The sequence below is a fragment of the Candidatus Fukatsuia symbiotica genome, from assembly GCF_003122425.1.
Lineage (GTDB): Bacteria > Pseudomonadota > Gammaproteobacteria > Enterobacterales > Enterobacteriaceae > Fukatsuia > Fukatsuia symbiotica.
The window spans coordinates 927033-941240 of record NZ_CP021659.1 but is presented as its reverse complement, the minus strand read 5'-3'; the positions used below and the strand labels follow the sequence as shown (position 1 = coordinate 941240).

The following is a 14208-nucleotide window of genomic DNA, read 5'->3' as shown; positions in this document are numbered from 1 at the left end:
GAACAAAAAAAAACCGCGCATTTGCGCGGCTTGGTTAATCTTGATGTTCTAATCAGCTTCGATTTCCATCCACCAGGCTACCGCGCAAAAAAGAGGCGCTGAGCAGTAGGCTGAGTAGTAGGTCTCTGTAGAACATAAAAGTTGATCTCAAATTTGATAACCGTTTCGTTAGTCAAATTAGTACGTGAATTTTAAAATGATGTCAACTTGTTTTTTTATGATAAATCACGTGATTTTCATCATAGGATAAGATAGAACAGGCTGTTGTTTATAAATCGAGTTCATTACTTATATTCTTTTAATTGATCTTATTACTCATTCTTGCGCAATAGATAAGCTCAGTAAATAGTATTAGGCTAGTGTGGTATTTTTCAGGTTAGGAGAAAGGTAATATTTTTAAACTATCAGTAAATGTTAAAAATTATCAGTAATGTTAAAACGAATGAGTCGTTACTTTTTTTCGTATTAATTAAAGAGATAATTTACTCTTTACATTTTAATTTTTTTAAAATCATTATAAAAAAATATTTTTCTGTTGAATCATTTGCTCTTTGAATTAATAATTCATAAGCGTTAATTGATGAATTAATTATTTACTAATGGCATGATTAGCGTGAATCACATTTTTTAATATGATTATTCACTGATTCATGCTAAATTTTTTGGCGTGTAACTGTGTTATCATCACGGTGAATCAATGGTATTCGACTTGTAGTCGTAATTAAAAGACATACTTATTTGTATTCTTGTTTAATAATAAATTTATTAATGATTAGGGAGGGTAAATCAGGTAAAAAAATTTAAATTTTGGCAAGGACGAGACTCAATTGTTATCTATAAAAGTGACAACAATTTAGATCATTGATTCTATTAGTTGCGAGAGCTTCAGCATTTCTACCCTCTTGTGTTTAGGATGGTTTTTGTAAAGCTCCTCGGCTGATAGCATCATTTGCATAAAGCTTAGTGGAGTTAAGCATGTCTGAATATAACTTAGTAACAGCTAATCAAGTAACGCGAAAAGAATCATTTGACGTACATCTGAGAGGAGTTGACCTAAATTTGTTAACAGTGTTCGATGCTGTGATGCAAATGCAGAACGTAACGCGTGCGGCACAATCGTTAGGGATGTCACAACCTGCAGTAAGTAATGCGGTAGCGCGCTTAAAAATCATGTTTGATGATGAACTTTTTGTTCGTTATGGTCGCGGTATACAACCAACTTCACGGGCGCGTCAGCTTTTCGGCCCAGTGCGTCAAGCGTTACAATTGGTACACAACGAATTACCCGGTGCCGGTTTTGAACCCACAAACAGTGAGCGTGTATTTAATTTATCAATTTGTAGCCCTTTGGATGTTCGACTCACTGCTCAGATAGTGAACCGTGTGCGACAAGCCGCGCCTTACGTACAGTTGGCGATCAGATCCTATCTGAACGACAATATTGAACATCAATTACGTTACCAAGAAACTGAATTTGTTATTAGTTACACCGAGTTTGAACGTCCAGATTTTCATCAGATACCGCTATTTAATGATGAACTGGTTTTGGCCGTTTCAAAAAATCATCCGCGTATTCATGATGCTATCTCTAAGGAGCAGCTGTTTCTTGAATCTCATGCTGTTGTTTCACTGGATAAAAAAGGTTCATTTAGTGAACCTTATTATCAATCGAGTGAAAGTACGCAAGCGATCGCCTATGAAAGCACAGATATGAATAGTGTGCTCAGTATTGTATCACAAACTTATTTTGTAGCCATTACTCCTCGTTGGTTGCTGCTGTCATGTGGTGAAGCGCTTAATTTAAAACTCATTGAATTGCCTTGGGAAAATACTACCCGAGCTTGTCATCTTACTTGGCATGAATCAACTGACAGAGATAAAGGTCATCAGTGGATGAAAAAGCTATTGGGGCAATTTAGTTTATCGGCTTAATACTGTCACATTGATTTAGTCACCGCTTTAAGTGGCGCTTCGTCAACATTCATGGTGCGCCACGCCATCACATCATTCCGCTAACTGACGGGTATACGCAAATAAGGCTTTCAGCAAGGCCAACTTTTCTTTGTCATCTTGATATTGATTATAAAATAGCTCCAGTTGTAGCACATATTTGTTGATACGTTCTGGGTTGAGAACGGCTTTCCGATGATGTAGCCAGCACTGTTGTTCACCGTCATCCAACGTACTGGGATAATTTCTGGCACGGAACCGGAAAAATAACGTCGCTAATCTTGGATCTTGAAAGTGCAGATCCAATGCAGGCAAATTTTGTGGCAAGGTTTGTTGGATGATTTTCATCGTTGTTCGATCCGCATCGTTGAAAAATCCATCGTACAACTTGGCATCGACATCGTCGATCACAGGAAAAGGTTGTTGTTGTGCAAACAGTGTTACTATTTTTTCCCTTACTTGAGGGTTCTGTAATAATAACTGTCTATTTTTTAAACAAGTTTGGCAATCGATATTCAGTCGTTCACGATTTTCTTCTAGCAAAGTATTCATTTTTGCCAGTACCGGACACTTGTTAATATGCACTAATTTGAGTGGTATTGCCGTTTGCTCTGCGCTGAGTTGATCGTGGCGGGTATAAAGGCGTTGGCGCAAGGTATCGCTATCCAAATTCAATAATGGCGAGATATCAGCGGTCAAATCACAGGTAATCACTTGGTTTTTATTCTCAGGGTGCCAAGCGAGTGGTGCCACCACACTAGTATTACTTTTCAATGCACCAAACATACCAGAGACGTGTACCAAAGGTGTCATCTCCACGATATCGATCAGTTCACTGATTTTGTGTTTATTGCGATATTGGTAAAGATAGTCGAATAAACGGGGTTGTTTTTGCTTTACCAGTTTAGCGATAGCGATGGTGGCATAGACATCCGACATGGCATCATGTGCGTTTAGATGTTCGATACCATTTTCTTTGGTCAAATGTTCCAGTTTAAAACTGGGTAATCCCTCGTTATTTTTTGGCCAGTTAATACCTTCTGGTCGTAGAGCGTAGCAAGCACGGACAACATCGAGCAGATCCCAGCGTGAATTACCGTTTTGCCAATGATAGGCGTACGGATCATAGAAATTGCGGTAAAAAATATTACGACTGACTTCATCGTCGAATCGAATATTGTTATAACCGAGAATACAGGTACCGGCAACGCTAAAAGCTTGATGGATCTGGCGGGAAAACTCGGCTTCTTTAACACCCTGAATCAGGGCATGTTGTGGAGTAATGCCGGTTATCATTACCGCTTCAGGTTGAGGAAGATAATCATCAGCCGGTGCACAATAAATAATCAATGGGTCCTCAATAATATTGAAATCCAGATCAGTGCGTACCCCTGCGAATTGTGCTGGCCGATCCAACGCTGGATTTTGACCAAAGGTTTCATAATCATGCACGTAAAATGTCGCTTGTTGGGTTCTTTTTGACAGGGTATTTGACATAATGTTTGGCTCGTTTAAATGTAAGTTTCGGTGGCTTGGCTGCGCTTTTTCGCTTTCACGCCCCTCGCTACGGTTTTGCAAGAAGTCTATTTTTTCACATTGGAATATCATGACAAAATACAGCCTCCGTACGCGTATGATGGTCTTAATCTTGGCACCTACACTTTTGCTTGGGTTGTTGCTGAGTACTTCCTTTATGATAAATCGTTATAACGACCTGGAAAATCAGGTTGTGAGTGCCGGTACCGGTATTATTGAGCCGTTAGCTGTTGCCAGTGAATATGGGATGACTTTTCGTAATCGGGATGCCATGAGGCAGCTAATTAATTTACTGCATCGTCGACATTCGGATATTGTGCGCTCAATTGCCGTATTTGATGCAGATAATAAGCTTTTTGTCACCTCTAATTATAATTACAATTCTTCACAGCTTCGTTTGAAGCTGCCGGTATTTCACTCATTGATATTGACCAAGCGGGGTAATTCGTTACTTCTGCAAATGCCGATCGTCTCTGAATCCTATTTATCGCGTGATCATTTGCCGCCAAATGATCCGCGAGCCAATATGGCACCTCACTCATTAGGTTATATTGCCATCGATTTGGATCTGCAAGCCGCCCATTCGCAACAATTCAAAGAAGTCTTGATCGCCGTATTATTACTGTTGTTTTGCCTCGGTGTCGCCATGTTATTTGCTTATCGTTTAATGCTCGATGTTACCGAACCTATTCGCAATATGGTGAATACCGTGGATCATATTCGTCGTGGTCAGCTAGACAGCCGTGTAGCGGGCAGTATGCTCGGTGAGTTGGATATGCTAAAAAATGGCATTAATTCAATGGCCATGTCGTTGGCGGCTTATCATGAAGAAATGCAGCAGAATGTTGATCAGGCCACCTCAGATTTACTTGAAACGCTTGAGCAAATGGAAATTCAGAATGTTGAACTGGAATTAGCGAAAAAACGTGCGCAAGAGGCGGCGCGTATTAAATCTGAGTTTGTCGCTAATATATCTCACGAGTTACGCACACCACTGAATGGCGTGATCGGTTTTACTCGTCAGACACTAAAAACATCATTGACACCGACCCAAATCGACTATTTGCAGACCATTCAGCGGTCAGCCAACAATTTGTTGGCTATTATCAATGATGTACTAGACTTTTCAAAGTTGGAAGCAGGAAAATTAATATTGGAACAGATCCCCTTTCTGTTACGAACAACCCTGGATGAAGTGATTATTTTATTGGCGCATACTGCGCATGAAAAAGGTTTGGAACTCATTCTTCATGTCAATAATGATGTGCCAAATCATTTGGTCGGCGATTCCATGCGTTTACAACAGATCATCACCAATCTGTTGGGAAACGCCATTAAGTTTACTGAAAAAGGAAATATTTCTATCTGGGTTAAGGTATCGAGCCAGACCGAAGGTAATGTTAGATTAACGATAGAAATTCACGATACTGGAATTGGAATTTCTGAGGCACAATATCCTCGTTTATTTCAAGCATTTGGTCAGGCTGATGCCAGTATTTCACGTCGTCACGGTGGTACTGGCCTGGGTTTAACTATCACAGAAAGATTGGTACAAGAGATGGACGGTAACATCAATTTTTCCAGCCAATTAAATCATGGTTCGATATTTAAATTTGACATTACTTTAGCAGTGAATGAAAACATGAGCCATCAACCTATTTCAATGAAATCACTGGTAGGTAAACACTTAGCATATATCGAAAGTAACCCGCTTGCAGCGCAGGCCACGTTGCATATTCTAGATAATACGCCATTACATCTCACTCATAGCTTAAATCTGGAGCAACTGCCCAAGCAACATTATGATTTTCTGCTGGTTGGTGTGTCGCTTAATACGGTAGATCATCAGGATAAATTAATCACCGCGCTAGGACTCGCCGATCAGGTGATCCTGGCATTACCCAGTCAATCACAGGTTGATGCAGAACAGCTCAAACAAATGGGCGCAAAAGCCTGCATGATTAAGCCGATATCTGCCAACCGATTATTTCCCTTACTGTTATCGGAAAATTCAATTTGTTATTTGACTCAGCAAAAAGAGCAACCTATCCGGCAGCGTTTACCTTTTCGTGTGATGGCGGTAGACGATAACCCCGCCAATTTGAAACTGATTGGCACTTTGCTGGAAGAACAGGTAACAGAAACTATTTTATGTGAAAGTGGCAGTAAAGCGTTGGCGATTGCCGAAAAGATGGCACTGGATATTATCTTAATGGATATTCAGATGCCGGGGATGGATGGTATCCGTGCCAGTGAATTAATTCATAAGATACCCCAACATCAGAATACACCTATTATTGCAGTGACTGCTCATGCAGTCAGTGGTCAACGGGAACATTTTTTAAAAATGGGTATGGTTGATTATCTCGCCAAACCTATTGACGAAGCACAGCTAACGTTGGCACTTTCTGGTTATCATTTGTCGCATTATCCCTCCTTTCACCGTGATTGTGGTCAGGCCCTTCCTGGCTATGATCAGGTTGATAGCCAGGAGACAACAGAGCAAACAACGATTCAGCTGCACACAGAATCGACACTGAAATCATTAGATTGGTCGCTTGCGGTGCAGCACGCGGCGAACAAAGAGGATTTAGCTCATGACTTACTGCGTATGCTGCTGGAATTACTGCCGCAAGTGACCCTGTGTGTACAAGCTATTGTTGATGATGAAAAAACTCCAATGATCAGTGATGAAGATTTTTTATCTTTAATCCACAAACTGCATGGCAGTTGTGCATATTGCGGTGTACCTCGTTTGAAACAAATTTGTTTCACTATAGAACAACAATTACGCCGACAGCTAGATTTACAAAGCTTACAACCGGAATGGTTGGAATTATTAGATGAGATTAATAATGTCACTCAAGCGGCACGACTGCATTTATAAATATATTATTATAGTTAATCAAAATAATAATCTTATTTCTATAAGATGTTTTTTATAAAAAGTCTACTAACACTTTGCCATAATAAAGCGTGTTGCAACAGAGATAGAATGATATATTGGCAACCAAATTAGCGTGACACAATAGACCTCTTCGGAAACTCTGATTTATCTAATTTCCATGTTATAAATTGCTGCAATCAGATTAAATCGTAATCCAAAACGTTTTCGCCTGTTTCGATAACGATCTGATACGATTTTAAATCGTTTAATCATACCAATGACATTTTCGTTTAATACACGCTGGCTTGATAACTCACGATTGTTGCGTTTATCTTCTTTTGTTAAGGGATTTTTCTTTGTCTTTTTCTTAGGCAACGCCGAGTTTGAATGGATCTTGCCAAGCCCTTGGTAACCTGTATCTGTCACTGTTTTGATTTCAGGATGTATTCGCACGCCAGACTCTTTGAACAACCTAAAATCATGACGCCTCCCATGAGTAAAGCTTGTACAGATGACTGCTTTGCTTTTTTTATCGACGATCACTTGGGTTTTTAAGGTGGGTCGTTTCTTTTTTCCTGAGTAAAACTGCTTTTGTTTTTTTTGGGACGTTCAATCGGCGTTTCTGTGGCATCAATAAGAACGAGCTCATACTCCCTATCACTTTTTAATAAAGCTTTGCGTCCAGGGAGTGCAAAATCAGGATGCTTTATTAGCGTATTTTCTATCCATTTAATCGTTTCATAGCAGGTGCTCTCACTCACCCCATCGCTTCGGCTAACATGAAAATAAGTGCGATATTCGCGTAGATACTCAAGGGCCATTAATAAGCGATCTTCTAAACCCAGCTTGGGTTTCTGACCTCCTTTCCCTTGCTTACATTTATCTGCTTCATTCAATATCTTTATCATCTTTTCAAATGTACTGCGTTTAACTCCGGTTAAGCGCCGAAATTTTTCCTCTTCCAATACCTTTATTTGTTCATATTTCATGGGGGCTCCTTGTTCAGGAGATTTTTAACAACATTCCTACATGAATGCTATAGCAGGCGCCGTATCAGTTGATTATGAAAATCAGAAATAACATATTGATATTAATTAATATTTATTAACAAAAGTGATCACGTTACATGGCGCCTGCTATAGTTTCCGAAGAGGTCTAATAAATAAAAAAGCTATTGATTAAAAGTCATCTAATATTTCCAATGCCGCCGCCAATTTTTTCACACCAAATACCTGCATTGTGGATGGTTTTTTTTTCGGCATATTGGCATAAGGGACAATGGCACGGGTAAAACCGTGTTTAGCGGCTTCAGCGATACGCTCTTGTCCACTGGGTACTGGCCGGATTTCCCCCGACAGACCTACTTCACCGAATACAACGACGTCTTGTGGTAAGGGACGATTACGAAAGCTGGAAACCAAAGCCAGTAATAACGCCAAATCAGCACTTGTCTCGGTGACTTTCACTCCGCCGACAACATTGACGAAGACATCTTGGTCTGACATTTGCAGACCGCCATGACGATGTAAAACCGCCAACAATATCGCCAGACGATTTTGCTCGAGTCCCACGGCTACACGGCGTGGATTAGACAGCATAGAATGATCTACCAATGCCTGGATCTCAACTAATAGAGGGCGGGTGCCTTCCCACACCACCATCACTGAGCTGCCAGCGGTCATTTCATCGCCACGACTAAGGAAAATTGCAGAAGGGTTATTCACCTCACGTAGCCCTTGTTCTGTCATCGCAAATACTCCCAGTTCGTTAACGGCGCCGAAACGATTTTTATGGCTACGTAGCGTACGAAAGCGAGAATCACTCTCGCCGTCGAGCATCACAGAACAATCGATACAATGTTCTAGCACTTTGGGGCCAGCTAGCGCGCCGTCTTTTGTCACGTGCCCGACCATAATAATTGCCACTCCGTGGGTTTTAGCAAAACGGGTCAGATGAGCAGCACTTTCCCGCACCTGTGCTACGCTGCCTGGTGACGAATGGATGTCGGCGATATGCATCACCTGGATCGAGTCGATAACCATCAGTCGTGGCTGCTCTTGCTGAGTGATCAAACAAATCTGTTCAATGCTGGTTTCCGATAGCATATTCAGATTAGCGGTAGCCAGACCAAGACGGTGAGCGCGCATTGCTATCTGTTGTAACGACTCTTCGCCGGTAACGTACAGGGTTTTCATTTGGGGGGCGAGTTTGCATAGTGTCTGCAATAATAAGGTACTTTTACCGGCACCGGGGCTACCACCGATAAGAATGGCGCTCCCGGGGACTATGCCACCACCTAGTACGCGGTCGAATTCCTGAAATCCGCTAGAAAAACGAGGAAGTTCTTTGAGACTGATTGCCGATAATTGTTGCACTTTATTGATACCGCTCTCGCCAGCGTAGCCTACAAAGCGCTCATTACGCATAACAGAAGGAGAGGATGTTGCCGCTATACGCACTTCAGTAATGTTATTCCAGGCGAGACAGGCGCTGCACTGCCCCTGCCAACGTGGGTAATCTGCACCACATTCATTGCAGACAAATGCGCGTTTTGCTACTTTAGCCACTGTGCTTACCTCTATTTGGTTAATGTTAAATGAGTAACAAAAAACTGTCGCATTGCTTTTTATTTGCGTTACTGAACGCGATTGGCATTACCGGTGTGATAAGTGGGTTGTCTTTTGTCGATCTTAACAATCTGTGGGCATTTAAATATCACCTGTTTTTGATAATACAGCTTAATTTGATAATTTTGCCACCGATGGTCGTGATTAATCACTTTTTTTGCCAAAAAAGCGCGCGTATAGTCATTGTGTTGTTTGTTGCTTTGCTAACAATACTGTTTTATACCGATGCGTTGGTTTACAGCCAATATCGTTTCCATCTATCGATCAATGTATTGCGCTTATTTTTTTCTGGTGGTGTCAATTTTGATATTAGCGTGATGTTACGTTTTGCTCTCTATTTTATCGGATTGATTGTTTTACAACTGATTCTATTATGGGGATTGTTGTTGATGGAGAGCAGTGTGGCTAAAAAGATTACGCTGGTGTTATTGTTGTTAATAGGAACAGCTTTGATCACCAGTTTCATTTTTAATAATAAAGGCAATAACGATGCGTTGCGTAAATCCTTTCCGCTGTTATGGATCCCGGTTCATCGTACCGGTAATGATTCTTCGGCTTTCGATTTTCAGCAACTAAGACAACAAATTAATAATTCGACAGCTAATTATCCACGTCATCCGATCAATTATGCGACGGCACAGCCACTAAATTTGCTGTTTGTGGTGATAGATGCCTGGCGTGCCGATGATATGAATATGATAACTACTCCGAATGTGGCGGCTTTTGCCGATAACTCACGGGTGTATAAAAATCACTGGTCGGGAGGGAATGGCACACCTCCGGGTATGTTTTCGCTGTTCTATGGTTTGCCCGAAATTTATTCTTCACTGTTTGTTAAAGAGGGGTACGCCCGTTGTTATTACAGCGGCTTGCAGAGCTGAATTATCAATTTCTTGTTTATGGATCAGCGGCCTTAACCTCACCGGTGTTTAGAAATGGGCTATTCCTCGGTATTGATCATCTGCGTCGTTATACGCCCGGTGATACCCCGTGGTTGCGTGATGTACAAATCACTAAAGACTTTATTAACCATCTAGATGACCGTAAACCTTTCTTTGGTCTGCTATTTTATGATGCTGCTCACGGTTATAGTCTACCCGAAAATAGTACACCGCATTTTCAGCCCTCCTGGACGGCTTTGGATGTATTGAAGTTGACTCCCAATGCTTCATCGGTGGAAGTACATAATCTTTACCGCTCGGCACTGTACAATATCGATGGTTTAATCGGCAACGTCTTGACCCATTTAAAAAACAGGAAGTTACTGGATAACACCATAGTGATCATTACCGCTGATCACGGTCAAGAGTTTAATGATAATAAAAAGAATTATTGGGGGCATGGCAGTAATTTTAGTCGTACTCAACTTCAGGTACCGTTAGTGATCCATTGGCCGGGCAAAGACAAACAGCAGGTGTTAGCAAAGACCCTGCACTATGATATTTCTGCCACGCTACTCAAGGAATTTTTACATGCTCAAGGGAAGACAGATAACTACAGCAGCGGTCACTCGTTATTTGAACCCATTCCAAACTCTGAATGGATGGTTGCCACTGCGTATGGGGAATGCATAGCCTTTATCTCCAGGGATATCATCAAGGTGTTTTATCTTGATGGGACGACAGAAACCTTAAATCCACATTTGGATCCGATTAGCAGCGGCAAAACCCCTCCTTCACTGGGAGCACTGATGGCATCGCTGACTGATTATGTAAAGCCGTCGATTGATAAAGCGGCGGTAAATTAAATAAACGTTGACTGTTGGCATGAAGTTGCTGAGCGATATGTTGTGGTGACTCTGGTCTTAGCCGACACAATGCAGCAAAAACATCGGTTATTCTCTCTGGTCGATTCGCCTGTCCTTGGAAACCAGACAATGGCATGTACGGGGCATCTGTTTCTAATAATAATACGTTCAGGGGGAGCTCTGCCATTACTTGCCGCGTTTTTTTCGCGCGTTGATAGCTGATGATCCCTCCGACGCCGATATAATAACCTAGCCGGATAAAAGTCCGCGCCTGTGCCAAACTACCGGCAAATCCATGTATTACACCGGTGCGCGGTAATGCTATTTTACGTAATAATGCTGCTAATTGATCATGTGAGCGGCGTGAATGTAATATCACGGGAAGATCATATTGCTTTGCTAGCATCAACTGTGCTTGTAGCATTTTAAGCTGTTGTCTTACAGATAGCGCATTGTCTTGGTATAAATCTAAACCAATTTCACCCACTGCCACTAACTTTTCTGGCATTGTCGCTAGTCGATCAGCTAACACTGTCAATTCTGCATCCTGATGTGGGTTTAGATAAAGCGGATGCAACCCTAAAGCAGCAAACAGTGCGGGATAATCACGCGCTAGCGCGAGTACACGATCGAAATAACGCGCCGCCACGGCGGGAACAATCAGTTGTTTAACCTGTGCTTGATGTGCAGCAGCCAAGCTATCAACTTCGGTACCGCTAAAAGGGGAGAAATCAAAATGACAATGGGTGTCGATAAAATAAGATGGCATGTAATTTTATTTATTTAAGCTGGTCGGTGAAAATAGTAGATTCCTTGCAAAACCGTAGTGAGTGCTGCGAAGTCAAGGTGCCTGGCGCGCAGTAACTGCGCGGTACAGGCGAGCACTAGGTAACTCAGAATTTCGCAGCACGTATTTACAAACACGTATGTAAGTTTTGCAAAAAATCTATCAGTGTTTGACCTTTATATCGTTAATGACTTTATTCACGCCGTCAGTCTCTTTGGCAACTTTCTCTGCATTTTTAGATTGCTCTGCATTTTCTACATCACCGGTAAGTTGTACAACACCGCCAGTGGTAACAACTTTGATATCATGCGAAGGCACGCCACCAGTCGTCAGCAATTTTGCTTTCACTTTACTGGTGATGGTTGCATCATCTGTATACGCACTGATGGATTGAGCGGTATTTTCTTTTACTACCTCTAGCTTATTATTGACCGACTTAACACCCATGACTTTAGCTGCCACTGCCATTGCCTTTTCAGACTGAGCGAGGTTATGAACTGAGCCACTGAGAGTAACCACACCGTCTTTGGTTGCGACCGAGATATTACCACCCTGCTTCAAGCTTTCATCCTCAAGCAACGCTTTTTTAACTTTCATGGCAATGCCACTGCTGTCCTCCGTGGCAGCGTTATCGATTTTTTTGAGCGAATCATCCACTTTTTTGAGCGAGTTATCTATTTTTGCACCGGCGTTTTCCATCGTGTTTGATACTTGACTACCGATGGATCCTTCAGCAAGAGTTCCACTACTCAGCGACAATGTACCTAAAGCAGCCACAGCTATCAGCGAATGAATAAATTTTGTATTCTTCATCGATCTCTTCCTTTGTTATCACGAATCCATAAAATTTTGGATCCTCAAAACGAACCCCAGCACTCTAGAGCAAGGCCGTAACAAAATATTTCAATAAACAATATAGACTATAACCAAAATAATGCTGCCAAAGTTGATCGCTATTGTTAATGTTCACGTGTTTCGTGGAATATTACTTCGGGATAACGTTTTTGTGTGAGGTTAAGATTGACCATTGTGGGTGCGATATAACTGAGATTATTCCCCCATCCCAGGCTAGATTCTGTTCGTTCTTATGTTTAAATTCTGCAAACTTTTTCATATCGTTGCACTCTACCCAACGAGCAGTAGAAACATTGATTGATTCGTACACCGCTTCAACTTTGTATTCACTTTTCAGCCGTGCAGCGACCACATCAAATTGCAGTAGCCCCACTGCGCCGACAATCAGATCGTTATTGGTAATGGGGCGGAATATTTGTACTGCGCCCTCTTCCGAAAGCTGAACCAGGCCTTTCAACAGTTGCTTTTGCTTAAGTGGATCACGTAGGCGGATACGGCGAAACAGTTCAGGGGCAAAATTCGGAATACCGGTAAATTTCATTTCTTCACCCTGAGTAAAGGTATCACCAATCTGGATAGTGCCGTGATTATGTAGCCCAATGATGTCACCTGCGAATGCTTCTTCAACCTGGGTGCGATCACCTGCCATAAAGGTCAGTGCTTCGGAAATCACCACTTCTTTTTTGGTGCGCACCTGGCGTAGTGTTATCCCTTTTTTATAACGACCGGAAACGATGCGCATAAAAGCCACCCGATCTCGATGTTTGGGATCCATATTGGCCTGAATTTTGAATATAAAACCGGTAAATTTTTCTTCCGTGGCGACGACTTGCCGTACATTGGTTTGACGTGGCATGGGTGTAGGCGCCCAAGTGGTCAGTCCATCTAACATATGATCGACGCCAAAATTGCCCAAAGCTGTGCCAAAGAATACCGGTGTCAGATCGCCTGACAAAAAATCAGTGTGAGAAAATCTGTGTGATGCTCCCCACACGAGTTTTACTTCTGCACGTAACTGATCTGATAGATCGGCTCCCACTGCTGTATCTAATTCTGTATTATATAACCCTTTGACAAGGTGTACTTGCTGAATGGTATGACCTTGACCTCTCTGATACAGATAAACCTCATCCTTATAGAGGTGATAAACGCCTTTAAATAACTTACCGCAGCCAATGGGCCAAGTAATGGGTGCACAGGCAATATTCAGTTCCTGTTCAACTTCATCCAACACTTCCATAGTGTCTCGGGTATCCCGATCTAACTTATTCATAAAAGTTAAAATTGGCGTATTGCGCAATCGAGTCACTTCCATCAATTTACGGGTACGATCTTCAACCCCTTTGGCTGCATCGATCACCATCAAACAACAATCGACAGCAGTTAGCGTACGGTAAGTATCTTCGGAAAAATCTCCATGCCCAGGTGTATCGAGCAAATTCAGCAAACAGTCACGATAGGGAAACTGCATCACTGAGGTGGTGATCGAAATACCGCGCTGTTTTTCCATTTCCATCCAGTCAGATTTGGCATGATGGCTAGAACCCCGCCCTTTTACCGTACCTGCGGTCTGAATCGCTTGTCCAAACAGCAATACCTTTTCAGTGATGGTAGTTTTTCCTGCATCGGGGTGTGAGATGATAGCGAAAGTTCTTCGGCGAGAAATGTGTTGTTGGATTGCAGTATTTGACATTGATTAAAATCTTCTAATGTATATGCGGTTGATTTCGTAGTGTACCGCAAATGACACTACCGGATACAGTAACCCCATTTTCTAAAGATGAATTCAAAAAATGGGATCAGGGTAGATTTGATGCCA

The 14208-nt window shown here is 41.9% G+C and carries 8 protein-coding genes and 2 pseudogenes; 4 read left to right on the top strand and 6 right to left on the bottom strand.

The features are described from left to right. Positions 1-975: 975 nt before the first annotated feature. Complete coding sequence (gene leuO, locus CCS41_RS04525; protein ID WP_072550474.1) at positions 976-1932, top strand: transcriptional regulator LeuO; 957 nt, start codon at positions 976-978, stop codon at positions 1930-1932. 72 nt (positions 1933-2004) lie between these two features. On the opposite strand, the gene sbcB is transcribed toward leuO, so the two are convergent. After that, positions 2005-3447: an exodeoxyribonuclease I gene (sbcB, locus tag CCS41_RS04520; protein WP_162859990.1), complete on the bottom strand. Its 1443-nt coding sequence runs from the start codon at positions 3445-3447 to the stop codon at positions 2005-2007. Positions 3448-3556: 109 nt separating this feature from the next. Between sbcB and barA the strand changes: the two genes are divergently transcribed. After that, positions 3557-6373: a two-component sensor histidine kinase BarA gene (gene barA, locus CCS41_RS04515; protein ID WP_072550473.1), complete on the top strand. Its 2817-nt coding sequence runs from the start codon at positions 3557-3559 to the stop codon at positions 6371-6373. Positions 6374-6538: 165 nt separating this feature from the next. Here barA and CCS41_RS04510 read toward each other — a convergent pair. Together CCS41_RS04510 and radA are read right to left on the bottom strand one after the other, a co-directional pair. Beyond that, positions 6539-7362 (bottom strand): IS5 family transposase gene (locus CCS41_RS04510; protein ID WP_240313850.1). Its coding sequence is split into 2 segments (ribosomal slippage): positions 6539-6975 and positions 6975-7362, totalling 825 coding nucleotides; the frame shifts between segments, so codons are not numbered across the junction. Positions 7363-7551: 189 nt separating this feature from the next. Further along, positions 7552-8940 carry a DNA repair protein RadA gene (radA, locus tag CCS41_RS04505; protein ID WP_119797288.1) on the bottom strand — a complete coding sequence of 463 codons (1389 nt, stop codon included), beginning with the start codon at positions 8938-8940 and terminating at the stop codon, positions 7552-7554. Between the two features lie 29 nt (positions 8941-8969). Here radA and CCS41_RS04500 point away from each other — a divergent pair, with 29 nt between their 5' ends. Both CCS41_RS04500 and CCS41_RS04495 read left to right on the top strand, forming a co-directional pair. Further along, complete coding sequence (locus tag CCS41_RS04500) at positions 8970-9881, top strand: sulfatase-like hydrolase/transferase (protein ID WP_119797287.1); 912 nt, start codon at positions 8970-8972, stop codon at positions 9879-9881. A 44-nt stretch (positions 9882-9925) separates the two neighbouring features. After that, positions 9926-10747 carry a sulfatase-like hydrolase/transferase gene (locus CCS41_RS04495; protein ID WP_240313889.1) on the top strand — a complete coding sequence of 274 codons (822 nt, stop codon included), beginning with the start codon at positions 9926-9928 and terminating at the stop codon, positions 10745-10747. On the opposite strand, the pseudogene CCS41_RS04490 reads toward CCS41_RS04495, so the two are convergent. The 3 genes and pseudogenes from CCS41_RS04490 to prfC all read right to left on the bottom strand — a co-directional run. After that, positions 10731-11516, bottom strand: a pseudogene (locus tag CCS41_RS04490) (TatD family hydrolase); the annotation flags it as partial. The gene CCS41_RS04495 and the pseudogene CCS41_RS04490 sit on opposite strands and share 17 nt — an antisense overlap. A 180-nt stretch (positions 11517-11696) precedes the next feature. Continuing rightward, positions 11697-12347, bottom strand: coding sequence for a molecular chaperone OsmY (gene osmY / locus CCS41_RS04485; RefSeq protein ID WP_119797284.1), 651 nt, complete (start codon positions 12345-12347; stop codon positions 11697-11699). A gap of 146 nt (positions 12348-12493) precedes the next feature. Continuing rightward, a pseudogene (gene prfC, locus CCS41_RS04480) lies at positions 12494-14082 on the bottom strand (peptide chain release factor 3). Positions 14083-14208 lie beyond the last annotated feature (126 nt).

What these genes read in the sequence shown, in the direction of transcription:
- CCS41_RS04500 (WP_119797287.1), top strand. Translation starts at nt 8,970, where the DNA reads ATGAGTAACAAAAAACTGTCGCATTGCTTTTTATTTGCGTTACTGAAC.
- osmY (WP_119797284.1), bottom strand. Translation starts at nt 12,347, where the DNA reads ATGAAGAATACAAAATTTATTCATTCGCTGATAGCTGTGGCTGCTTTA.
- sbcB (WP_162859990.1), bottom strand. Translation starts at nt 3,447, where the DNA reads ATGTCAAATACCCTGTCAAAAAGAACCCAACAAGCGACATTTTACGTG.
- leuO (WP_072550474.1), top strand. Translation starts at nt 976, where the DNA reads ATGTCTGAATATAACTTAGTAACAGCTAATCAAGTAACGCGAAAAGAA.
- barA (WP_072550473.1), top strand. Translation starts at nt 3,557, where the DNA reads ATGACAAAATACAGCCTCCGTACGCGTATGATGGTCTTAATCTTGGCA.